Origin of the sequence: Paenibacillus sp. BT-177 (genome assembly GCF_025846815.2) — a bacterium.
Taxonomy (GTDB): Bacteria; Bacillota; Bacilli; order Paenibacillales; family Paenibacillaceae; genus Paenibacillus; species Paenibacillus polymyxa_C.
On the sequence record NZ_JAOYTP010000005.1, the window covers coordinates 41,910 to 64,459 of the forward strand.

Below are 22,550 nucleotides of genomic sequence, written 5' to 3' on the forward strand. Positions count from 1 at the left end.
AAAAACCAATGAAAGACTAGTTCATTAGCAAGATCCTGTATCTGAAATCGTCCCATTATGCGTTCCATCCGCCTGTAACAAGGAGGACTGGGATGGGCGAAAAGTCTCAATTGGCGCATGTACAGGCGCATCCGTCGTCATCTCTTCTCCGAACACATGACGGAACACTTCGGTCACCGACTGTACAGGGATGACTTTTAGACCTTCAATGCTATCAAAAAGAGCTTGCCAGTTGTCCTGCGGAATGATCACTTTTTTGGCTCCAGCCTGAAAAGCAGCTTCGACCTTGGCTAATACGCCGCCAATCGGCTTGACTCGGCCATGGATGCTAATCTCGCCAGTCATGGCAATTTCATGATCCACCGGAATTCCTCGCATCGCGGAGGCAATAGCTGTTGCCATTGCAATCCCTGCCGACGGACCATCTACTGGCGTCCCCCCAGGAAAATTGATATGCAGATCGTAATTGGAGGGGGATAAACCGAGCGTACGCAAAACAGTCAGAACATTTTCCACAGAGCCTTTAGCCATGCTCTTACGACGCAGTGTTCGGGAGTTACCTCCGATCTCTTCTTCATCCACAACACCCGTAATATTATAGCTTCCCTTTCCTTCGGGAACCGGAACCGCAGTAACTTCAATTTCCAGCAGCATGCCCATGTTCGGGCCGTATACAGCTAATCCGTTAACGAATCCGATTTGCGGCAAGCCCGGTATTTTCCGATCAGGACGGGGTTGAATTTGGCTGCTACCCGCTACCCATTCCACGTCCGAAGCATCGAGTCGTTCCCTTTTCTCGGTAAGTGCCAAACCAGCAGCAAGCTGGATCATATTGACTGCCTCCCGGCCGTTGGTCGCGTAACGCTGTACAACCTCTACTGCCTCTGGACAAGGACCAAAGCCTAGCTTGTGTACAGCATCTTCAGCAATACGAGCAATCTCCTGCGGTTGCAGGGCACGGAAATAAATTTCCATGCACCGGGATCGAATAGCAGGTGGCAGCTCATGCGGCGAACGGGTCGTCGCACCTACCAAGCGGAAATCCGCAGGCAAACCGTTCTGGAAAATATCGTGAATGTAAGCAGGCGTATGCGAATCTTCTGAATTGTAATATGCACTTTCCAAAAATACCTTTCGATCCTCCAGCACTTTCAACAGCTTATTCATCTGCGTTGGATGCAGCTCGCCAATCTCATCAATGAACAACATCCCTCCATGAGCCTTCGTTACAGCTCCGGGTTTAGGTTGAGGGATACCTGCTACACCCATCGCTCCTGCCCCTTGATAGATTGGATCATGTACTGAACCAATTAACGGGTCCGCAATACCACGCTCGTCAAAACGGGCCGTTGTGGCATCAATTTCCGTGAATTTAGCATCCCCTTTGAATGGGGAGGACTGATTCTTCTTGGCCTCTTCCAGCACCACACGTGCGGCAGCCGTTTTCCCTACACCAGGGGGGCCATAAATAATGACATGCTGCGGATTCGCACTGCATAACGCCGCCTTGAGCGCACGTAGCCCGTCCTTCTGACCGACGATATCCTGTAACGTGGCAGGCCGTGTGCGTTCAGCTAGCGGCTTAGTAAGTGAAATAGAGCGCAATTTGCGCAACTTATCCAATTCCTTCCGAGATTCCCGATCCACCGCACTACGGTTCGTTTTCTGGCTCCGTAGAAGGTTCCAGAAATACAGACCAATAACAATCCCGAAAAACATTTGCACCAATAACAATATCATAGTCAAGTCCATCGTATTCCCTCCGTTTCTCATCTCAGCAATATAAAAATGCTGTTCTATGAAAGACAGTATTTCCTTTTCCACGAGAGCTAAACGGCTGTCTTTCAAAAGATCAGAGAGAAATACAAAAACACCGCGAAGAACAGTTCTGTAGCAGAGCTGCTCTCCACGGTGTTTAAACAATGACAATAGTTTATGATTATACCTGTTTTAAATAACCGCTTATGCCTACACTTTCTCGGCAGTGTGACGCTCTTCACGTCCGGGTATTTTACCTGTTTCCTCATAAGCTTTGACGATGATATCAATTTCTTTTTTCAATTCGTCAACCATTTCAGCCTCAGGGACTTTGCGAATCATCTTTCCATAACGGAACAATAGACCTTCTCCGCGTGCTCCGGCAATTCCGATATCAGCTTCCTTCGCTTCACCCGGGCCGTTAACTGCACACCCTAGTACAGATACTTTAATCGGCACCTTGAGTTTTGCAATGTAATCCTCTACCTCGTTCGCAATAGAGAACAGATCAATATCCAGACGCCCACAAGTCGGACAAGAAATCAATGTAGCTGCGTTCGTGATCAACCCAAACGTTTTGAGCAACTCCCGTGCTACCTTCACTTCTTCTACCGGATCGGCACTTAGCGAAATACGCATGGTGGACCCGATACCTGCTGCCAACAGAGCTCCCATACCTGCCGCGCTTTTAACCGTTCCAGTAAAGAGTGTACCGGCTTCGGTGATGCCCAAATGGAGGGGATACTTAATAATTTCAGCTGCCTTCGTGTAAGCGGCAATCGCCATTGGAACGTCAGAAGCCTTCAGTGATACGATAATATCATGGAAATCAAGCTCTTCCAGTATCCCGATATGGTACAGTGCACTTTCTACCATCGCTTCTGGCGTAGGGTAGCCATACTTATCCAGTAAATGCTGTTCCAACGATCCGGCGTTTACACCAATCCGAATCGGAATCCCCTTTTCTTTACATGCCTTAACGACAGCTTCCACTTTTTCACGTCGTCCAATGTTGCCTGGGTTAATGCGAACCTTGTCAATCCCATTTTCAATTGCCAGTAGAGCCAGCTTGTGATTAAAGTGAATATCTGCAACCAGCGGAATATGAATCCGCTTCTTAATTTCTTTAATAGCTGCGGCAGCTTCCTCATTGTTGACGGTGACCCGCACTATCTGACATCCGGCTTCTTCCAAACGAAGAATCTCGGCTACTGTAGCTTCCACATCTGCCGTCTTGGTTGTGCACATGCTTTGGATGATGACTTCATTGCTGCCGCCAATCGTCAGATTCCCGACTTGAACGGGACGTGTGTCTTGTCTTAAGAACATATACTTTTCTCTCCCATTAACGCCAAACCTCCACCCCATAAAACCTCATACAGGTTTCGTGAAGTGGAGATCTGGCTTCTCATGTTGTAGAGATCGCGAAGTATCAATCCTTAGGCGCTCTCTTCTTGTTTTTTATCCTTATCTGTACCACCGAGTTCCGGTGCAATTTTGTCTTTTACTACCTGCTCGTTGATGACGCAAGTCGTCACATCATCACGGGAAGGAACCTCGTACATAACGTCAAGCATAATACCTTCAATAATTGCGCGAAGGCCACGAGCACCCGTGTTACGCTTGATCGCCTCACGAGCAATGGCTTCCAGAGCATCTTGTTTAAACTCCAGCTGCACATTGTCCAGTTCCAGCATCTTCTGGTATTGCTTGGTCAACGCATTTTTCGGTTCAGACAAAATACGAACCAATGTCTTCTCATCAAGTGGCTCCAGCGTCGAAATGACTGGCAAACGTCCTACGAATTCCGGAATCAGACCGAACTTCAACAGATCCTCAGGCAATACCATGGAGGTATATTCGCCTGGTTTCAGATCTTTTTGTTCACTAGTCGCGTTAAAGCCGATGACCTTCTTACCGATACGACGTTTGATCATTTGCTCCAGACCATCAAAGGCACCGCCACAAATGAACAGGATATTCGTAGTATCAATTTGAATGAATTCTTGATGTGGATGCTTGCGACCGCCTTGCGGAGGTACAGAAGCAACTGTGCCTTCCAAAATTTTAAGCAATGCTTGCTGTACACCTTCACCCGATACGTCACGCGTAATAGACGGGTTTTCAGATTTACGAGCTACTTTATCAATTTCGTCAATGTAGATAATGCCGCGTTCTGCTTTTTCTACATCATAATCGGCAGCTTGAATCAGTTTCAGCAAAATGTTTTCAACGTCTTCACCCACATAACCCGCTTCCGTAAGGGAAGTGGCATCTGCGATAGCAAATGGGACATTCAAAATTTTAGCCATGGTTTGCGCAAGCAACGTTTTACCCGAACCTGTAGGTCCAAGCATCAAAATGTTACTTTTTTGCAGTTCCACATCATCAATTTTGTTTTGTGTATTAATACGTTTGTAGTGATTATACACCGCAACAGACAATGATTTTTTCGCTTGATCCTGACCAATAACATATTGGTCCAGAATTTCACGGATTTGCATTGGTTTTGGAATGTCTTTCAGATCTACTTCTTCTTCATGACCCAATTCTTCCTCCACAATTTCCGTGCACAACTCGATGCATTCATCACATATATATACGCCCGGTCCGGCAACAAGCTTGCGAACCTGATCCTGAGATTTACCGCAGAAAGAACATTTTAATTGTCCTTTTTCATCATTAAATTTAAACATAGAGCCACCCCTTTACAGATTAATCGGTTTAGACAGCACCTGGTCAATGATACCGTATGCTTTTGCCTCTTCCGCTTCCATGAAGAAATCCCGGTCAGTATCACGTTCGATTTTTTCGAGGGGCTGACCTGTACGCTCCACATAGATTTGATTCAGCTTGGCACGTGTTTTGATAATCCAGTCCGCATGAATCAGCATGTCGGAGGCTTGCCCCTGAATGCCGCCGAGCGGCTGGTGGATCATAACTTCACTATTGGTAAGTGCATATCTTTTGCCTGGTGCACCAGCTGTGAGCAATAAAGAACCCATACTAGCAGCCATACCTACACAAATCGTCGATACATCCGGCTTAATGAATTGCATTGTATCATATATACCCATGCCTGCAGTAACAGAACCGCCTGGCGAGTTAATGTACAAATTAATGTCCTTCTCTGGGTCTTCCGCAGAAAGGAACAATAGCTGTGCAATGACGAGATTGGCGACATCGTCATCAATCGGGCCACTTAGGAAAATGATGCGATCCTTAAGCAACCGCGAGTAAATATCGTAAGATCGTTCTCCTCGATTCGTTTGTTCCACAACCATAGGGACGAGACTCATCACGACCAACCTCTTTTCTTTATTAAAATGAACACCTGTATTCATCCGCTTCCTTATGTCCCATTAAAACGGAAGCGGCAATCATGAAACGTGAACACCTTACAAAATATTTTAACATGTTCAGAGTCTCGTGTCATATTTGCCTGCTCATATATGAAGTGCAGGCTATTTACAGACACCCTGCCGAGACCTTCTCATATTTAACCATGTTTCGTATGTATGTGCAAATGTACGGTAGTGACTTATGTAAAACAGAAAACACCATTCACAGCGCTTTCCATAAACGACTAAAATTTGGGTTGTCTAAGGTAAAAATAAGGCACGTAACTTTCACTACGTGCCTTATCCTTATCTAATTACTACGTTGCAGCCTGTTACAGCCTACACACCGTATATTTTATCGTTTAAATTACTCAGCAGCTGCAGCTGGCGCTTCAACTTCTTTGCTGTTTTCCACCAGCAAAGCGATTGTTTTGCGCAGGGAGATCTCTTCTTTCAAGTTAGCGAACGAGCCGTTACTTTCCAGAATGCTACGGATCTCTTCTACAGAACGTTTGTAAGTGTCAGCCATGTTTTGCAGTTCTTCATTAATTTCCGCTTCGGAAACTTCGATGTTTTCTGCTTTAGCCACTTGCTCCAGCACGAGGTTGTTGCGTACGCGCTTCTCAGCATCTGCTTTCATTTGCTCTTCCAGGTCTTCTTTGCTTTGACCGGAGAAGCCGAGGAACATTTCAAGGTTCATGCCTTGGCTGCGCAGACGGTTGTCGAAATCGCGAACCATGTTTTGCACTTCACTCTTGACCATTGCTTCAGGAATGTCGATTGTTGCATTTTCAGCAACTTTCTCCACTACAGCGCCCTCACGAGCTGCTTTAGCTTCGTTTTCTTTGCGCTCCAGCAATTGCTTTTTCAAGTCTTCCTTGAATTCAGCAAGTGTGTCAAATTCACTTACATCTTTAGCAAATTCATCGTCCAATTCAGGAAGAACTTTGCGTTTCAGTTCATGAACTTTTACTTTGAATACAGCTTGTTTACCAGCGAGGTCAGCAGAATGGTAGTTCTCAGGGAACGTTACTTCAACGTCCTTGGAATCACCAGTGTGCAAACCAATCACTTGGTCTTCAAAGCCAGGGATGAAGGTATTGGAACCCAGTTCCAGAGAATACTTCTCAGCTTGTCCACCTTCGAATTGTACGCCGTCTACGGAACCGTCGAAGTCAATGATAGCTGTATCGCCGGATTGAGCAGCATCTTCATCAACGACAACCAATTCAGCATGACGTTGTTGCAGGCGCTCCAGCTCTTGAGCCAGTTCTTCGTCGCTTACTTCGTTTTTGCTTACAGGCACTTCTACGCCTTTGTAATCGCCCAAAGTTACTTCAGGTTTAACCGTAACTTTTGCTTTGAATTTGAAAGATTCGCCTTTAGCAAATTGATCAATTTCAACATCAGGGCTATCTACTGGGAAGATGTCTGTTTGCTCTACAGCTTGGCTGTATGCTTCTGGCAACAGGAAGTCAATTGCATCCTGGTACAGACTTTCAATACCATAACGTTTTTCAAAGATAGGACGTGGTACTTTACCTTTACGAAATCCTGGTACACTTACTTGTTTAACCACTTTATTAAAAGCTTTGTCGAGTGCAGCGGCTACACGATCCGCGTCTACCTCAACTTCAAGAACCCCAAGGTTCTTCTCTATTTTCTCCCAAGTTGCTTTCATTTTATGCTTTCCCCTCCAACAAAATCTTCACTTAGTTTTCATTACAATCAACGCACACAAAATAACCACTATAGTATATCTAACATTACTGTCTTTTTCAAGGGCAGCCCTTGAATGCTTTAACAGGTAAACGTTTCCGGTCATTAAGGAGTGTTCATTCCCGCCGCGACGAATAATCGCATCGACCGATACGCTTGCTCAAAACGGAAGCGTAGTGCATCTGTAATGCCATATATAGCGCGGGTTTCTTCCTCATTATTGTTCCCGTTCAAACTTTCCGAAACGGTCTGATGGAGTGCTGCTGCCCAAATATCCGGCATCCCGTCCTCTTCCACCAACATTGATCTATAATCTTTCGTACCGTACACTGCCATCACAAACTGTGACCATAGCTCCTGTGCAAAATAGAATAGTGTAGGCTCATGCACTTCAGTCTGGTCAGCTACCCGTTCCAAAATACGCATAATCGCCTCTGGAAACTCATCGGGCTGTAACGGAACCGTTTCAATATCGATTTCCGTCTTTTCATCACCCCGTCTGATTTCTATCGTCCCTTCCATTCCACGGCGTCTCAATGTCTGTAGAACACGGAATTGGAGAAGAGGATGGATTTCCCGTTCAGTAATCCAGCGAAGCAAGGCATCGTCGATCTCCGGCAGTTCCAAGTAGGATAGCTGTTCCAAAGCTAGAATCGTCTGTTCGGATAACGGTTGATCCATAGCCATCTGCAAAAGCTTGTTACCGTAGCCTGCATCCTGTTCCTGCTTAAAGCGTGCATGACGGCGAGCCAACTCAACTTCACTGACTTCGTCTTCTTCCACATTGTCCGTTGCCGCCCCGCTGTCAGCGTACTGTGGAAATGCAGCTTCCAGCCATTGTAACAGAGCGTTCCATTCATCGTATTGTTTCTGCTCCTGTCCCTGACACTGCATCAAAAAACGCAGCATCGCCATCGCCTCTCCGTAACGTTCGTTCTCAAGCATCACCGTAAGTTGAATTTGATAGTAGTCCAGTGTCTTCGGAAACAATACGATATTATTTTCTTTTGTCGTCACCTTGGAGTCCTTTATTTTCAAGGCACCCCCTCTCCTCCGCAAGCTAAAGTATTTGTAGATTATATGAGAAACAGCAGCCGAAGTTCAACCACTCGTCTTCAACATATTCACCTGTATTCTAACATACCCTTTTATAAGGCAAAAAAAACGATGTGTATTCTGAATTTATATGGTGTAGAGCCCAAATAAGCGATATATGCAAAATAAGACTTGTATCTTTTTCATCCATATGATATATTAATATTCGCTTGAATTTTATGTCCCAGTAGCTCAGCTGGATAGAGCAACGGCCTTCTAAGCCGTCGGTCGGGGGTTCGAATCCCTCCTGGGACGTATAGTCGAAGCTTCCTGTTTAGGAAGCTTTTTTTATTTTCCAGCGAAATAGGACCCACTGTGGATGTTGGAGCCTAGCATCGTATTACAACCTATTTTAATGTAGAAAAGGCTGTTTCCGCAGCGCTGTTTGAGCGCTTGTCTGGGACAGCCTTTTATCGAGGCTATACCATTACACCGCTTGACTGCGTGGAGTAGTAAGGAGTTTAATCAAATGAAATTAATATCTTGGAATGTAAATGGCTTAAGAGCCTGTGTAACCAAAGGATTTTATACTTATCTAAAAGAAACGAATGCTGATATTTTTTGCGTACAGGAAACAAAGCTTCAAGAAGGACAAATCCTCATGGAGAACATGGAGGAATACGCTCAATACTGGAATTACGCTGAGAAAAAAGGGTACTCCGGCACAGCTATTTTCACCAAAATCAAGCCGCTCTCTGTGCATTATGGACTTGAAGAAAATGAAGAGCCAGAGGGTCGAACTATTACACTAGAATTCGAAAAATTTTACCTCGTCAATGTGTACACACCAAATACGAAACGAGACTTATCGCGATTGCCATACAGACTAGAATGGGAAGACCGTTTTCGCAGCTATCTGCAACAACTAGACGCTCAGAAGCCTGTCATCATTTGCGGAGACTTGAACGTGGCTCATCAGGAGATCGACCTTAAAAATGCCAAAGCCAACTACGGTAATGCTGGCTTCACGCCCGAGGAACGAGACCGCATGTCACAGCTGCTCAACGCCGGATTTATAGATACCTTCAGATATTTTTATCCTGATCGGACAGATGTTTATTCCTGGTGGTCCTACATGCCAAAGGTGAGGGAACGGAATATCGGCTGGCGGATTGATTACTTCCTCGTCTCAGAGAGGCTTCATCCGCTATTAATGGATGCGAGTATTGATTGCCATATTACAGGCAGTGACCACTGCCCTGTTATATTGGATTTGCAAGATTTTTCTGCATAGATCCCCTACCTGACGCAAGGATTTATAAAATTAAAAAGCCGTCATGCTCTGTTTTACAGCATGACGGCCTACATAAATTGAAGCTATTGCTAACTTGCACCTGGTTTTCTATTTAAAACCCGTTCTTCTCCATCATTTGCTTGAACCACAGCGCACTTTGTTTGGGGGTCCGTTCCTGCGTCTCGTAATTGATATGTACAATACCAAAACGCTTGCTATATCCCCAGGCCCATTCAAAGTTATCAAAGAAAGACCAGACAAAATAGCCCTTGAGCTGACCTCCCTCCCGGATAAAGCGATGACACGCCTTTAAATGCTCTTCAATATAGCGTTGACGCCCGGTATCTTCAATCTGTCCATTCACCAGTTCATCCTTCATCGCTGCTCCATTTTCCGTAATCAGAATGGGTAAGCCCTTGCTAAAATCCTTTTCAATCCGCGTCAGCAGCTTATAAAAGGATTCAGGGTGAATCTCCCATCCCATGTCTGTTACTGGCTCCTCCATGTGAATCTGCTCCACTTGCAGTAGCGAAGCGTCGTTAGTTGCTCGAATGATGCTGCGGGTATAATAGTTAATGCCTACAAAATCTCCCGGCTGCTGAATCAGCTCCAGATCACCAGGCTGTACAAAATCCAATCCATTCAGATACGTTCCGTACCATTCCACCATATCTTCAGGATACTTTCCGTTAAACAATGGCTCAGCAAACCAACGATTAATAAAGCCATCCCTTCTGGCGGCAGCAGCTATGTCCTCGGGTCGCTCGGAAGCGGCATCCACATGTTCCATGTTTAGCGTAATGCCAATTTTACCTGTTAATCCTTTTTCCTTGTGCAAATGGATCGCAATCCCATGACACATCAAAATATGATGGGCAGCAGTAAAGGCTTCGCTCCAGTTCTCATGACCAGGAGCATGCTCCCCTGTACCATATCCCAAAATAGAGGCGCAATAAGGCTCGTTTATCGTATTCCACCAGTTTATTCGCTCGCCAAATCGGTCCATGATTACAGAGGCATACGTTTTAAAATGTTGGATAATCTCTCGCTGCGTCCATCCACCTTCGTCCTCAATCCACTGCGGTAAATCCCAGTGATACAGAGTCAGCATTGGAATTAGCCCGGCCGACTCAAGCTCATCCAGCAGATGCTCATAGAAGAGCAGCCCTTGTTCGTTGATCACGCCAGGCGCGGGCATAATGCGTGGCCAAGCTACAGAAAAACGATAATGTAAAAAACCAAGCTGTTTCATTAATTGCACGTCTTCTTTAAAGCGGTGAAAATGGTCACAAGCCACATCTCCACAATCCCCTTCGATCACCTTCCCGGGAATTTGACAGAAAGTATCCCAAATGGAGGGCGTTCTACCGCCCTCATTTGTGCCACCTTCAATTTGATAGGAAGAGGTTGAAGTTCCCCACATAAACGTATCAGGAAATACAAAGATATTCTCGCTCATACTCGGTACCTTCCTTTCAGAAATCAAGACTTCACAGCTCCGGCCATTGCACCGCCGACAATAAAGCGCTGGAGGAAAATATGCAAAATAACCAGCGGTAAATGCACTCACTTTTACGAAAGCGGTTTAGTTAATTACAGCTACTATTATGTATCGAATAACCTGTATTTGTAAATAGAGAATTATGAAATATCAAAAAAATATAATAACCGTTAAATTATCGTTGTTACTCCTTAAAATATTAGGATAAATCCTTTATTAACTCTGTTGACTCCCATCTATGAGGTAGCATAGAATACGAGTAATCATTGAATTTGAAATACAAAGTCAATTTAACTAAATCAGTTTAGTTGCGGAGGATTCCATGAATATAAAAACAATAGCTAGTATGGCAGGCGTTTCAGTAGCGACGGTTTCGAAAATCATAAACAATTACACAGATATTAGTGAGGAAACCCGGCAGCGAGTACTTAAAATTATGGAGGAAACAGGCTATAGACCTTCCTCCTCGGCTAAAACACTTGCTACCAAAAAATCCAATCTGGTAGGCGTTATATTCGCTGGCAAGCTGAATGTCGATTTTAGTCATCCTTTTTTTGTGGACATCATTAATGTTTTCAAAAAGCAGATTGGCTTGCTCGGTTATGACCTGCTGTTTTTTTCAAATGAAAAATTTCTGGATAATGGAGAGAACTATTTGGCTCGCTCGAAATATTTTTCAGTGGACGGGTGCATTATTATTGCTGGGGACGAAGTGGAGAAAAGTGTTTTCGATCTCGACGCCAGTCCTATCCCCTGCATCGGTGTCGATATTGAGCTAACCGGAGCCAGTTCCTGCTACATTATGTCCGACAATCAAAAGATCTCAATGAAGGTTGTTGAGCACTTTTACATGAATGGATACCGCGAGATGGGTTTTATAGGCATTGAACGTCCCTCCTTGGTTATTAAAGAGAGAGAGGAAGCGTTTATGGCTTCACTAAAGCGTTTTAGTCTTGATGTAAGACCTGAATGGGTCGTGTATGGTAAGGACTATGCGGCAGAGGATGGATACCAGATCGCGAAGGCGTGGATACAGCAAGGAGATTTACCAAGAGCTGTTTTTGCGGCTACCGACCTGCTTGCCTTTGGTGCCATCCGTGCTTTTAAGGAAAGCGGCTTGAGGGTACCCGAGGATATTGCTGTAGTAGGCTGTGACGATATTGAAGCCTGTCGTTATACCGATCCTCCATTGACGACTGTAAAACAAGACAAGCAAAAAATAGGTCGTCTAGCCGCCATGGTGCTGTTTGACCTGATGAATAAACAAATGGATACGAAATGTATTAAAGTAGAACCCGAACTAGTCATTCGTACCTCTTGCGGAGCCCGGCAAAATTGGAACCATACGAGGATCAAGGGATAGCATATACCTCAAAAAGGTGACTCCTGTTGAATTCAGAAGTCACCTTTTTACAGTTTAAATATATAGAGCCTCTTCGTTTAAGCTATTACTTATAGGCCATCGTTGCATTCACGGCCTTTTTCCAGCCCTCATACAGGCTGTCACGTGTTGCTTCATCCATCGTAGGGGTAAAGGAAGTTTCCACCCTCACTCGCTTACGAAGTTCATCTGTACTCTTCCAGTATCCTATCGCCAACCCTGCCAGACATGCGGCACCCAGCGCTGTTGTCTCATGGATAACTGGCCGTTCCACCGTCGCATCCAGAATATCGCTCTGGAATTGCATCAGGAAATTGTTCAACACGGCTCCTCCATCCACTCGCAACATCTTCACCGTAATACCTGAATCAATCTCCATGGCTGTAAGCACATCCTTGGTCTGATAAGCGAGCGACTCCAGGGTGGCACGGATAAAATGCTCCTTCGTGGTCCCACGTGTCAGACCAAACATCGCTCCACGCACCTCGCTATCCCAGTAGGGGCTGCCCAGCCCGACAAAAGCGGGTACAAGATATACTCCTTCTGTGGAGGAAACACGGGCCGCATAAGGCTCACTGTCCTTCGCTTCACGGAACATGCGCAGCCCATCTCGCAGCCACTGGATCGCAGAGCCCGCAACAAACACACTCCCTTCAAGTGCATATTGCACTTTGCCTTCCTCCAGCCCCCAAGCGATGGTCGTGATCAGACCGTGCTTGGATTCAACCGGCTGATCTCCCGTATTCATCAACATGAAGCAACCTGTACCGTAAGTGTTTTTGATCATTCCTTTTTCGTAACAAGCCTGACCGAACAAGGCTGCCTGCTGGTCACCCGCTGCACCGGCGATCGGTACATTCTGACCAAAAAAATGATAATCCACGGTGTGCGCATATACCTCGGAAGAAGGCCTTACCTCAGGCAGCATGTTTTTCGGAACTCCCAGAATATCCAGTAGCTCTTCATCCCACTTAAGCTCATAAATATTGTACATCAGCGTTCTGGCCGCATTGGAGTAGTCTGTTACATGGGCCTTTCCGCCGGATAGTTTCCAGATTAGCCACGAGTCAATCGTACCAAATAATAAGTCACCTCGTTCCGCTTTTTCCCGCGCTCCTTCTACATGGTCCAGTATCCACTTTACTTTAGTGCCTGAAAAATACGGATCGATCAATAGCCCTGTTTTGCTGTGAAACAACTCCTCATGCCCTTGCCGCTTCAATTCTTCGCAAATATCCGCGGTTTGGCGTGATTGCCATACGAGTACGTTATACACGGGTAATCCTGTATTTTTGTCCCACACGACCACCGATTCACGCTGATTGGTAATGCCGATGGCAGCAATTTGGTTTGCTTTTACACCCGATTCGGAAAGACAGGAGGCAATAACGCCCAGAATAGAGCTCCAGATTTCATTCGCATTCTGCTCTACCCAGCCGGGGTGAGGAAAATATTGCGGAAATTCCCGCTGGGCTGAGTACACCACATCTCCTTCGCTATTGAACAAAATCGCTCTTGAACTTGTCGTTCCCTGGTCTAGTGACAAAATATATTTTCCCATGTTCATCTCTCCCCGTGTAAATCCATCGTTTTTACGCTGTAAGCTTATGATTCATTTTATGATTTTTATAAGTACGACTGATACGGAAGGTAATCAAAAGTACCACCGCGATGACCCCTAATAAAATCCAGAAAGCCGAAGTTACACTCCCCTTAAAAATGGCCTGATAAAATGGCCCTGCGAAAGATCCCCCCAATAGCGGTCCTACAATGGGCACCCATGCGTATCCCCAGTTGGATGCTCCCTTCCCGGGAATCGGTAGCAAATAATGCATCAGACGCGGTCCAAAATCCCTCACTGGATTGATGGCATAACCCGTTGTACCTCCAAGGGATAAACCGATACTGACAACCAAAAAACCAACAATCAGCGGTTTCAGTCCGTCTGTAAATGAATTGGCACCAAACGACAGTAAGGCAAGGACAAAGATAAAAGTACCTATCATTTCACTAAGCACGTTGGCAAACGGATGATCAATAGCTGGTCCTGTCGCAAATACACTGAGTTTGGTTGCTGCGTCCTCCGTCTCTTTCCAGTGGGGCCAATAATGCAAAATGACGATCACTGCACCCGCCATGGCCCCAAAAAGCTGGGCCACAATATAGCCGGGAACATCCTGCCATGGAAAACTACCCTGAAATGCCAACGCGAGTGTAACTGCCGGATTCAAATGCGCTCCGCTGATTTGACCCACCGCATACACCGCAATAGCTACCGCGAGCCCCCACCCCATTCCGATCACAATCCAGCCGGAAGCGTGAGCAAATGACTTTTTCAGGGACACCCCTGCGCACACTCCGCCACCTAGGGCAATAAGAATCATTGTCCCTATGAATTCGGCTGCGTATGGCGACATACAACCAACCTCCTCAATAGATCCTCCGATTTTGATCGTTTTCATCGCGCAAAAAAAGAAAAGCCATCACAAACCAACCCTGTGCTGTACCATGGGATGTCTGCGTGGCTCTCTCGTCTCCGTCACGATTATTAACTTAAATTTGATATTATATAAGCATGTAAGCGATGTCAACTACGGATTTACGTCTTTTTGCATTCTAAAATAATCGTTGACCATGTTAGATTGCGCGATTTATGATGTAAAAAAATGGCTGGACGTAAGGATTTCAGGATGAATACGACACTCCCAAACTTGATGAAGAAGGGAAGAATGTTATGCTGAAATTTCTACAAAAAATCGGCAAGTCGTTAATGCTTCCAGTAGCTACTTTACCCGCCGCAGGGATCTTGCAAGGGCTAGCTCTCATTAATTATGAAACGGACATTCCGCTTGGTCCTGGAGTCGGTGGATTTCTGAATCATTATGTCACTCCTTTTCTGAACGAAGGAGCGGGTGCCATCTTCGGCAACCTGGCGCTCATTTTCTCGATCGGTGTTGCCATTGGCCTGGCAGGCGACGCGGTAGCCGCACTTTCGGCAGTCATTGCCTACTTGGTGCTGACCCGTATTTTGGCGGCCGTACCGGGTATATTTGCGTATATTCCAGACGACGTCAAGCTGGACATGGGCGTATTGGGTGGTATTTTTATCGGCGGATGGTCTGCTTACCTGTTCAAAAAATATCACAATATTCAGCTTCCAGATTGGCTTGGCTTTTTTTCGGGCAAACGTTTTGTCCCCATGATTACCGCCTTCACGACCATGATTCTAGCGATTCTGCTCGGCATGATCTGGAGTCCGATACAAGATGGAATTGCAGCCTTCGGCAACTGGATTGTCGGCTTTGGCGGAATCGGCTCAATGGTGTTCATGATTGCCAATCGACTGCTGATCCCGCTCGGTTTGCATCATGTGTTGAACTCGATCGCATGGTTTCAAATTGGTGACTATACCAATGCTGCAGGTGAAGTTGTTCATGGTGATCTGACGCGTTTTTTTGCAGGTGATACATCGGCAGGTATGTTCATGTCCGGCTTCTTCCCCATTATGATGTTCGCTCTGCCGGCAGCGGCTCTCGCATTCATCCATACGGCCAAACCGGAAAAACGTAAAGCTGTCGCTTCCATCTTTATTGGTTCTGCGCTAGCGTCGTTCCTGACCGGAATTACTGAGCCCCTCGAATTTTCGTTTATGTTCATTGCACCATTGCTTTACGGCGTTCATGCTCTGCTGACAGGGCTGAGCGGTCTGGTCGTATACCTATTGGATGTCAAACTTGGCTTTTCTTTTTCAGCAGGTCTCATTGACTATCTTGTCAATATGAAGCTCTCCACTCACCCTTTGCGAATGATCCCGATCGGGCTTGTCTTCGCCTTCGTGTATTATTTTCTATTCCGCTTCATCATTCTCAAATTCAACCTAAAGACTCCCGGGCGTGAAGACGATGTAGATGACAATCTCCTATCTGAGGCTAACGAATCCATACCCCACGGAAAGGCAAGCACCCTATCCGACACTCAGTCCAGTCATGCAGACAAGGTCCTAACCTATCTCGGCGGTTCAGACAACATCCAATGCATTGATGCCTGTATCACACGGCTGCGTCTTGTCGTCAAGGACGACAAAGCGGTTAACGATCAAGCTCTTAAGCAGCTCGGAGCGTCAGGAATTATCAGGCTTGGGAACGGTACCCTACAGGTTATTTTCGGTACTCGATCTGAAGCTCTGAAAGATGAGATACAACAATTGATGTCATGAAGCTAATCCCCTTTGCCTTAAGCACGTGCGATCTTCCTATAACAGACGCACGTGCTTTTTTTTATGGATAAACGTTTCAAATTTTTTGTTTTTGGTTAAGGCAATGCACATAAATGGGTAACAGCTTCATATGATGGAGCTAAACCATTTACAACTTGTTCAGCAGGCAGATTATTCAGACAGCAAGGAGGGAAATGATGTGAAGACAGTACAATGGAAATGGCTGATATTATGTCTTGCTTTTCTCACTATGATTAGTGGTTGTAGTGGGTCCCTATCCTCTAAAGGTCAATCATCTGAAGCTAATTTGTCAAACAGCAAAAAGATAACGCTTACATTGTGGTACTGGAACCGTTCTATTGACGATGAATTGCTCGTCCAAGCCGAAAAACAGTTTCCCAACATTGAATTAAAAACTCAAAAAATAGGCGGTGACTTTAAAGCCAAGCTGAAGACAACGCTCGCAGCTCGTTCCGGTGAACCGGACATCGTAGCTCTGAACGACTGGATGGTGGAGCTATTCCCGAGTGCGGATCGTTTTTATGATCTAAAGGAACTCGGAGCAGACCGACTGAAGGATCAATATTTGGAATGGAAATGGAATCAGGGCATCACTCCTGATGGTAAAATGATTGCATTTCCCATGGATACTGGGCCTACCGCCCTCTTCTATCGTAGCGACCTGTTTGAACAGGCAGGCTTGCCTAGTGATCCTGAGCAGGTCAGTGCCTCGATCCGCACATGGGATGATTATATGGCAGCCGGAGAACAACTTCGGCAGAAATTCGGAAGCCATTCATTTTTGGCCGATAATATTGTAAACGTTTACAATCAGGTGCTCGCTCAACATACGAACCTGTACTTCAAGCCGGACGGAAGTTATATCGGCAATCAATCTCCTGATATCCGCCTGGGCTGGAAAACCGCTGTGGATTTCCACAGGAAGCATCTACTCGCCAATGCAGATGGCTGGACTCCTGAATGGAATGCTTCGGTCAATAACGGCAAAATCGCCTCGTTCGTAGGGGCAATCTGGATGAAGCAAGTTCTCACAGAAGCCGCACCGGATACAGCGGGCAAATGGAGAGTCGCCCGGGCTCCTGGAGGAGACGGCAATCTGGGAGGGTCTTTCATCTCTATCCTCAAATCCAGCCAACACCCCAAAGAAGCCTTTGAAGTTCTGACCTGGCTGCAAAACCCGGAACACCAACTGGAAGCCTACCATAAAATCGGCCTGTTCCCATCCACTCCCGGCGTCTATGACGATCCAGTCATGGAGACACCCGAGCCTTTCTTTGGTGGTCAGGCCACTGGCCTCATTTTTGCTGCCTCCGCACGTCATGTGAAAAATAGCTATTTCGGCGAGCGCTATCCTGTCATCCATGGCATTGTGACCCGTCGTCTTGCCAATGTGGCCAAACAAAATGCCGATCCCGACTCATTATGGACGGAAACAATGCAACGAATTGAACGGGAATTACAGCGGTAAAAATACAATTCAAAAAAGGCGTGTGGACAATATGCTGAGAGAAATCTGGAAGCACCGGGCCGTTTATGCTGCGATCTCGCCATTTTATCTGCTGTTTGCCATCTTTGGCTTGTTTCCGATTGGTTTTTCATTGTACCTGGCGTTTCACAAATGGGACGGGATCGGAGACATGACCTATAACGGTTGGGGTAACTTTCGTTACCTTGTGACAGACACCGAATTTTGGCAGGCTGTAGGCAATACGTTTGTGATCTGGGTGTATGCCACGATTCCAATGCTACTGCTAGCCCTTATTGTTGCCTTTCTGCTTTATGCCCCTTTTGTGAAATTGCGCACCTTATGGCGAGTTGGATTCTTCCTGCCCAATGTGACGTCTATTGTTGCTGTTGCCATCATCTTCGGCGCCTTATTTGCCAACAATTTTGGATTTCTCAACTATCTTCTGCAGCTTTTGGGGCTACCTATGATCCAATGGCTCAATGTGCCGTGGGGTATCCAAATCGCCATTTCTTCCATGGTCGTCTGGAGATGGATGGGCTACAACGCCATCATCTATCTGGCTGGACTCCAGAGTATTCCGCATGTGCTGTATGAGGCCGCCAAAATAGACGGCGCAACCGGAGCACAGGCTTTTTTCCGCATCACCATTCCCATGTTGCGTCCAGTGATTTTGTTTACGGTCATTACGTCCACCATCGGCGGTATGCAGCTCTTCACTGAGCCACAGGTTCTGGTCGGTAATGATGGCGGTTCCGGGGCAAGTGGCATGACCATCGTTTTATACCTGTACCGCGAGTCGTTCATCAACAACTATTTTGGATATGGTGCTGCCGTCGGATGGGGTATGTTTCTCATCATTGCCGTATTCTCCATCATCAATTGGAAACTCGTTCAAGGTAAAAAATAACGATGGAAGGAGCGTCACAACATGATGCAGACACGTGCAAAATCCATTGTTCTATATGCCGGGCTGTTGGTGGGGATCATCCTGTCGATGTTTCCGTTTTACTGGCTGATCGTCATGGCGACCCGTACAACCTCAGACATCTATCGTTTTCCGCCACAATTGTGGTTCGGTAGCCACTTCCTGGATAACATAACGAGAGTATTGCAGCAGATTGATTTTGCTGGAGCTTTTTTTAATACCCTTTTTGTAGCCAGTTCTGTTACCGTATTGGTGCTGTTTTTTGATTCACTGGCTGGTTTTGCATTCGCCAAGTTTGATTTTCCGGGCAAAAAGGGGCTATTCGTCATACTGCTTGCAACAATGATGGTCCCTTCACAACTTTCGCTCGTCCCTTCCTTTGTCATGATGGCTTCCTTTGGATGGGTAGGTACGTTCAAAGCGCTCATCATCCCAGGTATGGTAAATGCTTTCGGCATTTTCTGGATCCGCCAGTATGCAGAAGAATCCATTCCCAAAGAGCTGCTGGATGCGGGGCGTATGGACGGGTGCAGCTTTTTTCGGCTGTACTGGAATGTAGCACTACCGATTTTAAGACCTGCGTTCGCTTTTCTCGGCGCATTTACCTTTATAGGAGCTTGGAATGATTACTTATGGCCGTTAATCGTTTTAACGGATGAGCGCAAATTCACCCTCCAGATTGCATTGTCGCAGTTGAACGGGATTTACAATACGGATTATGCGATGGTCATTGCTGGCACCCTGCTGGCTGTACTTCCTCTTATTATTTTGTTTCTTTTTATCAGCCGCCAATTTATTTCCGATCTTGCCGCTGGAGCGATCAAAGATTAGCCTTCACTTGATTCCCCTTATTCTTTTCATGTATAATTGTTAATCGTCATTTCAAATAGCTTACATGGCCAAGTCAGATATTAACGAGCTAGTCAAGATAAGAGATTACAATTTGAACATGAACTATGAACTGAGGGGAACCTTCCAGATGAACAAATTCACATATTATAATCCCACCAAATTAATTTTTGGAGAAAATCAAATTGAACAATTGCAGCAAGAGCTGTTGAATTACGGCAAAAACATTTTGCTGGTATATGGAGGCGGAAGTGTCAAGCGAAATGGTTTGTATGAACAGGTATTAAACGCGTTAGAGCCTCTGTACCTCAACATTCATGAATTGGCGGGCGTTGAACCCAATCCGCGCTTGTCTACCGTTAAGAGGGGCATCGAGATTTGCCGAAATGAAAAAATAGACTTCCTGCTTGCAGTTGGCGGCGGAAGCGTTATTGATTGCACCAAAGCCATCGCAGCAGGGGCTGAATATGACGGCGATGTGTGGGATATTATCAACAAAAAACATATGCCAACCCAGGCTTTGCCCTTCGGTTCCATCCTTACACTCGCCGCCACGGGTTCGGAAATGAATCCGGATTCTGTCATCACCAGCTGGGAAACGAACGAGAAATACGTGTGGGGCAGCGCGGTGACGCATCCTAAATTCTCCATCTTGGACCCGAAAAACACCTTTTCTGTGCCACGTGATCAGACGGTTTATGGCATGGTGGATATGATGAGCCACGTCTTTGAACAGTACTTTCACAATGTTAAAAATACACCGCTGCAAGATCGTATGTGCTTTTCCGTGCTGCAAACCGTGATTGAGGCGGCACCTAAGCTGCTGGTGGATTTGCACAACTATGAGCATCGCGAAACGATATTATATGCTGGGACGATTGCCCTGAACGGTACGCTGCAAATGGGCTACTTCGGGGATTGGGCTTCGCATACCATTGAACATGCACTATCTGCTGTATATGATATTCCTCATGCTGGCGGTCTAGCGATTCTGTTTCCCAACTGGATGAGACATACAGTGGATCAGGATGCTGCACGCATGAAGCGGCTGATGCTCAGTATGTTCGACTTGGACACTGTAGGTAAAACTGACAGAGAAATTGCCTTGGAAGGTATTGACCGTCTAAGTGCGTTCTGGACAAGTCTTGGTGCCCCTTCTACCCTGGCCGATTACAACATTAATGATGAACAATTGGAAAACATCGCAAGCATTGCGGCCCGTGAAATGGAGCACGGAGGTTTCGGTAATTATCAAAAGCTGAAACAGGAAGATATTTTAGCTATTTTGCGTGCATCGTTATAACAATTAAAAGGGAGTGTCCTCAAGCCTGTGATGGCTGAGAGCACTCCCTTTTATTATTTATGAATTGATCGTTTGTCCTTTTTCTTCTACTTGAATAGCCGCCCCTACATTGGCACCTGCAAGAATGCCCTTTTTCTTATTAGGGTACAAAGAGTTCATATAGGTTCGGGTTTCTGCAACGACAATGCCTGACAAGCCGAGCAGTGCAATCAGGTTCGGAAAAGCCATCATTGCGTTAAAAATATCTGCCAGCAGCCAAATCGCATCCAATTTAATGAACGCGCCCCCGCCAACCAGTACAATGAACAAATAACGATAAGGCTTGATCCACTTGACCCCAAGCAAATATTCAACACAGCGTTCTCCGTAATAGTTCCAGCCGAGCATGGTGGTGAATGCGAACATAATCAGGATGATGGTGAGCAGTTCTGCTCCCAGCGGAAATGCACTGGAAAATGCTTGCTGAGTCATCAAGCCTGCATCGGTAGGCCCGCTCCACACCCCGCTAACCAGTAACGTCAACCCGGTCATCACACAAATAACCATCGTATCAATAAATACGCCTGTCATGGAAATCAGCCCTTGTTCTGCAGGCCATTTGGTTTTGGCAGCTGCGGCTGCAATCGGTGCGCTCCCCAATCCAGCTTCGTTGGCAAAAATACCTCTGGCTACCCCACTGCGCATGGCCAGCATAATCGTAGCTCCTGCAAATCCGCCGGTTGCCGATGTAGTTGAAAATGCCGAATGAAGCACAAGCGCAATTGCGGCAGGAAGTTGGTCAGCAAATCGAATCAGTACAATGATACAAATTAATACATACAGGCCTGTTTTAAAAGGAACGACCTTCGTCGATACCTTGGCAATGCTTTTGAGTCCACCAATGGTCACAAGACCTGTAAGGACAGCAATTGTCAGCGCCGTTACAATCGGCGGAACGCCAAAACTGTTTTCAGTCGAAGATACAATCGCCTTGACCTGAGGGAATGTTCCAATTCCGAACAACGCTACCAGCATCCCTGAAAAAGCAAACAGCATCGCCAACGGTTTAAAACGGCGTCCCAGGCCTTTTTCAATATAATACATCGGGCCGCCGGAAAATTGTCCATTCCGATCCTTCACCCGGTATTTTACCGCAAGTACACCTTCCGCATATTTCGTCGCCATCCCAAAGAAGGCTGCAACGACCATCCAGAACAAGGCACCCGGCCCGCCCAGCTTAATGGCTGTCGCTACACCGACAATACTTCCTGTACCGACGGTAGCCGCCAATGCCGTACTCAAAGCCGCAAAACTACTTACATCCCCGCTACCTTCATTCGGGGCCTTACCGATGAGCTTGATCGCGAGGGGCAGGCGGAATACCTGCAACATTTTTAGACGTATGGTCAGCCATAACCCCGTTCCCATAACAAGGATGATGAGAGGCGCCCCCCATATCCAACTGCTAATCGTTTCTAACACATGTACCAAATTCATTTCAACCCGCTCCTCCAGCATAGTAGAAAACAAAAAAGAGTCAAATCTGTTGATTCGACTCCTGGAGAGGTTAAAGGCACGAAAAAATACAACCATCTTGTGCAGGATTTCACCTCTAAAAGCTTATAAAAAGCCTAGGGCTATCCCTGTCACAGGTTATTCGCGTCTCTGTCCTTTTGCCTGAGAGTTTAAGCAGATGTGATCTGCGGTGCACCTTCGGCGCCCAATTAAGGGTCTCTCCAGAGTTCTGTCCGTTTACGGTC

The 22,550-nt window shown here is 46.1% G+C and carries 17 protein-coding genes, 1 tRNA gene and 1 riboswitch; of the genes, 8 read left to right on the forward strand and 10 right to left on the reverse strand.

What is annotated here, in order from left to right:
• Window positions 1–24: 24 nt before the first annotated feature.
• The 6 genes from lonB to OIU26_RS16475 form a co-directional block, all read right to left on the reverse strand.
• The gene (gene lonB, locus OIU26_RS16450; protein ID WP_016324658.1) at window positions 25–1,752 is read right to left on the reverse strand and encodes an ATP-dependent protease LonB; all 1,728 of its coding nucleotides are present in this window, start codon (window positions 1,750–1,752) and stop codon (window positions 25–27) included.
• Between the two features lie 216 nt (window positions 1,753–1,968).
• Window positions 1,969–3,087, reverse strand: a complete 1,119-nt coding sequence (ispG, locus tag OIU26_RS16455) for a flavodoxin-dependent (E)-4-hydroxy-3-methylbut-2-enyl-diphosphate synthase (RefSeq protein ID WP_013372694.1) — start codon at window positions 3,085–3,087, stop codon at window positions 1,969–1,971.
• Between the two features lie 110 nt (window positions 3,088–3,197).
• Window positions 3,198–4,454, reverse strand: coding sequence for an ATP-dependent protease ATP-binding subunit ClpX (gene clpX, locus OIU26_RS16460; protein ID WP_013372695.1), 1,257 nt, complete (start codon window positions 4,452–4,454; stop codon window positions 3,198–3,200).
• A gap of 12 nt (window positions 4,455–4,466) precedes the next feature.
• Window positions 4,467–5,057 carry an ATP-dependent Clp endopeptidase proteolytic subunit ClpP gene (gene clpP / locus OIU26_RS16465; RefSeq protein ID WP_016324659.1) on the reverse strand — a complete coding sequence of 197 codons (591 nt, stop codon included), beginning with the start codon at window positions 5,055–5,057 and terminating at the stop codon, window positions 4,467–4,469.
• A 409-nt stretch (window positions 5,058–5,466) separates the two neighbouring features.
• Window positions 5,467–6,780 (reverse strand): trigger factor, encoded by a 1,314-nt coding sequence (gene tig, locus OIU26_RS16470; protein WP_013372696.1) that lies wholly within the window; start codon window positions 6,778–6,780, stop codon window positions 5,467–5,469.
• Window positions 6,781–6,923: 143 nt separating this feature from the next.
• Window positions 6,924–7,856: a hypothetical protein gene (locus OIU26_RS16475; RefSeq protein WP_264217423.1), complete on the reverse strand. Its 933-nt coding sequence runs from the start codon at window positions 7,854–7,856 to the stop codon at window positions 6,924–6,926.
• A 238-nt stretch (window positions 7,857–8,094) separates the two neighbouring features.
• On the opposite strand from OIU26_RS16475, the gene OIU26_RS16480 reads away from it, so the two are divergent.
• A tRNA-Arg gene (locus OIU26_RS16480) sits at window positions 8,095–8,168 on the forward strand.
• Window positions 8,169–8,382: 214 nt separating this feature from the next.
• A complete protein-coding gene (locus tag OIU26_RS16485) occupies window positions 8,383–9,147 on the forward strand; it encodes an exodeoxyribonuclease III (protein ID WP_264217424.1) in 765 nt (254 codons plus the stop codon).
• Between the two features lie 112 nt (window positions 9,148–9,259).
• On the opposite strand, the gene OIU26_RS16490 is transcribed toward OIU26_RS16485, so the two are convergent.
• Complete coding sequence (locus OIU26_RS16490; protein WP_264217425.1) at window positions 9,260–10,606, reverse strand: GH1 family beta-glucosidase; 1,347 nt, start codon at window positions 10,604–10,606, stop codon at window positions 9,260–9,262.
• Between the two features lie 364 nt (window positions 10,607–10,970).
• On the opposite strand from OIU26_RS16490, the gene OIU26_RS16495 reads away from it, so the two are divergent.
• A complete protein-coding gene (locus OIU26_RS16495; RefSeq protein ID WP_264217426.1) occupies window positions 10,971–12,011 on the forward strand; it encodes a LacI family DNA-binding transcriptional regulator in 1,041 nt (346 codons plus the stop codon).
• Between the two features lie 85 nt (window positions 12,012–12,096).
• Here OIU26_RS16495 and glpK read toward each other — a convergent pair whose 3' ends face one another.
• Both glpK and OIU26_RS16505 read right to left on the reverse strand, forming a co-directional pair.
• Window positions 12,097–13,590: a glycerol kinase GlpK gene (glpK, locus tag OIU26_RS16500; RefSeq protein ID WP_264217427.1), complete on the reverse strand. Its 1,494-nt coding sequence runs from the start codon at window positions 13,588–13,590 to the stop codon at window positions 12,097–12,099.
• 31 nt (window positions 13,591–13,621) lie between these two features.
• On the reverse strand, window positions 13,622–14,446 hold the full coding sequence (locus OIU26_RS16505; protein WP_137079125.1) for an MIP/aquaporin family protein: 825 nt from the start codon (window positions 14,444–14,446) through the stop codon (window positions 13,622–13,624).
• A gap of 317 nt (window positions 14,447–14,763) precedes the next feature.
• Between OIU26_RS16505 and OIU26_RS16510 the strand changes: the two genes are divergently transcribed.
• The 5 genes from OIU26_RS16510 to OIU26_RS16530 all read left to right on the forward strand — a co-directional run bounded on the left by OIU26_RS16510 (window position 14,764) and on the right by OIU26_RS16530 (window position 20,811).
• The gene (locus tag OIU26_RS16510) at window positions 14,764–16,245 is read left to right on the forward strand and encodes a PTS transporter subunit EIIC (protein WP_264217428.1); all 1,482 of its coding nucleotides are present in this window, start codon (window positions 14,764–14,766) and stop codon (window positions 16,243–16,245) included.
• Window positions 16,246–16,444: 199 nt separating this feature from the next.
• Window positions 16,445–17,734 carry an ABC transporter substrate-binding protein gene (locus OIU26_RS16515; RefSeq protein ID WP_264217429.1) on the forward strand — a complete coding sequence of 430 codons (1,290 nt, stop codon included), beginning with the start codon at window positions 16,445–16,447 and terminating at the stop codon, window positions 17,732–17,734.
• A gap of 31 nt (window positions 17,735–17,765) precedes the next feature.
• Entirely contained in the window at window positions 17,766–18,641 is an 876-nt protein-coding gene (locus OIU26_RS16520; protein WP_013372705.1) for a carbohydrate ABC transporter permease, read from the forward strand.
• Window positions 18,642–18,662: 21 nt separating this feature from the next.
• Entirely contained in the window at window positions 18,663–19,490 is an 828-nt protein-coding gene (locus OIU26_RS16525) for a carbohydrate ABC transporter permease (protein ID WP_013372706.1), read from the forward strand.
• 148 nt (window positions 19,491–19,638) lie between these two features.
• Window positions 19,639–20,811 carry an iron-containing alcohol dehydrogenase gene (locus OIU26_RS16530; protein WP_264217430.1) on the forward strand — a complete coding sequence of 391 codons (1,173 nt, stop codon included), beginning with the start codon at window positions 19,639–19,641 and terminating at the stop codon, window positions 20,809–20,811.
• Window positions 20,812–20,868: 57 nt separating this feature from the next.
• Here OIU26_RS16530 and OIU26_RS16535 read toward each other — a convergent pair whose 3' ends face one another.
• Window positions 20,869–22,287, reverse strand: a complete 1,419-nt coding sequence (locus OIU26_RS16535) for an alanine/glycine:cation symporter family protein (protein ID WP_436449160.1) — start codon at window positions 22,285–22,287, stop codon at window positions 20,869–20,871.
• Window positions 22,288–22,445: 158 nt separating this feature from the next.
• A riboswitch (glycine riboswitch) is annotated at window positions 22,446–22,540 on the reverse strand.
• Window positions 22,541–22,550: the final 10 nt, after the last annotated feature.

Excerpts from the sequence above, each read along its gene's own strand:
- OIU26_RS16520 (WP_013372705.1), top strand. The coding sequence starts at position 17,766 with ATGCTGAGAGAAATCTGGAAGCACCGGGCCGTTTATGCTGCGATCTCG.
- ispG (WP_013372694.1), bottom strand. The coding sequence starts at position 3,087 with ATGTTCTTAAGACAAGACACACGTCCCGTTCAAGTCGGGAATCTGACG.
- OIU26_RS16510 (WP_264217428.1), top strand. The coding sequence starts at position 14,764 with ATGCTGAAATTTCTACAAAAAATCGGCAAGTCGTTAATGCTTCCAGTA.
- OIU26_RS16525 (WP_013372706.1), top strand. The coding sequence starts at position 18,663 with ATGATGCAGACACGTGCAAAATCCATTGTTCTATATGCCGGGCTGTTG.
- OIU26_RS16495 (WP_264217426.1), top strand. The coding sequence starts at position 10,971 with ATGAATATAAAAACAATAGCTAGTATGGCAGGCGTTTCAGTAGCGACG.
- OIU26_RS16535 (WP_436449160.1), bottom strand. The coding sequence starts at position 22,287 with ATGAATTTGGTACATGTGTTAGAAACGATTAGCAGTTGGATATGGGGG.
- lonB (WP_016324658.1), bottom strand. The coding sequence starts at position 1,752 with ATGGACTTGACTATGATATTGTTATTGGTGCAAATGTTTTTCGGGATT.
- OIU26_RS16505 (WP_137079125.1), bottom strand. The coding sequence starts at position 14,446 with ATGTCGCCATACGCAGCCGAATTCATAGGGACAATGATTCTTATTGCC.
- tig (WP_013372696.1), bottom strand. The coding sequence starts at position 6,780 with ATGAAAGCAACTTGGGAGAAAATAGAGAAGAACCTTGGGGTTCTTGAA.
- glpK (WP_264217427.1), bottom strand. The coding sequence starts at position 13,590 with ATGGGAAAATATATTTTGTCACTAGACCAGGGAACGACAAGTTCAAGA.
- OIU26_RS16490 (WP_264217425.1), bottom strand. The coding sequence starts at position 10,606 with ATGAGCGAGAATATCTTTGTATTTCCTGATACGTTTATGTGGGGAACT.
- OIU26_RS16485 (WP_264217424.1), top strand. The coding sequence starts at position 8,383 with ATGAAATTAATATCTTGGAATGTAAATGGCTTAAGAGCCTGTGTAACC.
- clpP (WP_016324659.1), bottom strand. The coding sequence starts at position 5,057 with ATGAGTCTCGTCCCTATGGTTGTGGAACAAACGAATCGAGGAGAACGA.
- OIU26_RS16530 (WP_264217430.1), top strand. The coding sequence starts at position 19,639 with ATGAACAAATTCACATATTATAATCCCACCAAATTAATTTTTGGAGAA.
- clpX (WP_013372695.1), bottom strand. The coding sequence starts at position 4,454 with ATGTTTAAATTTAATGATGAAAAAGGACAATTAAAATGTTCTTTCTGC.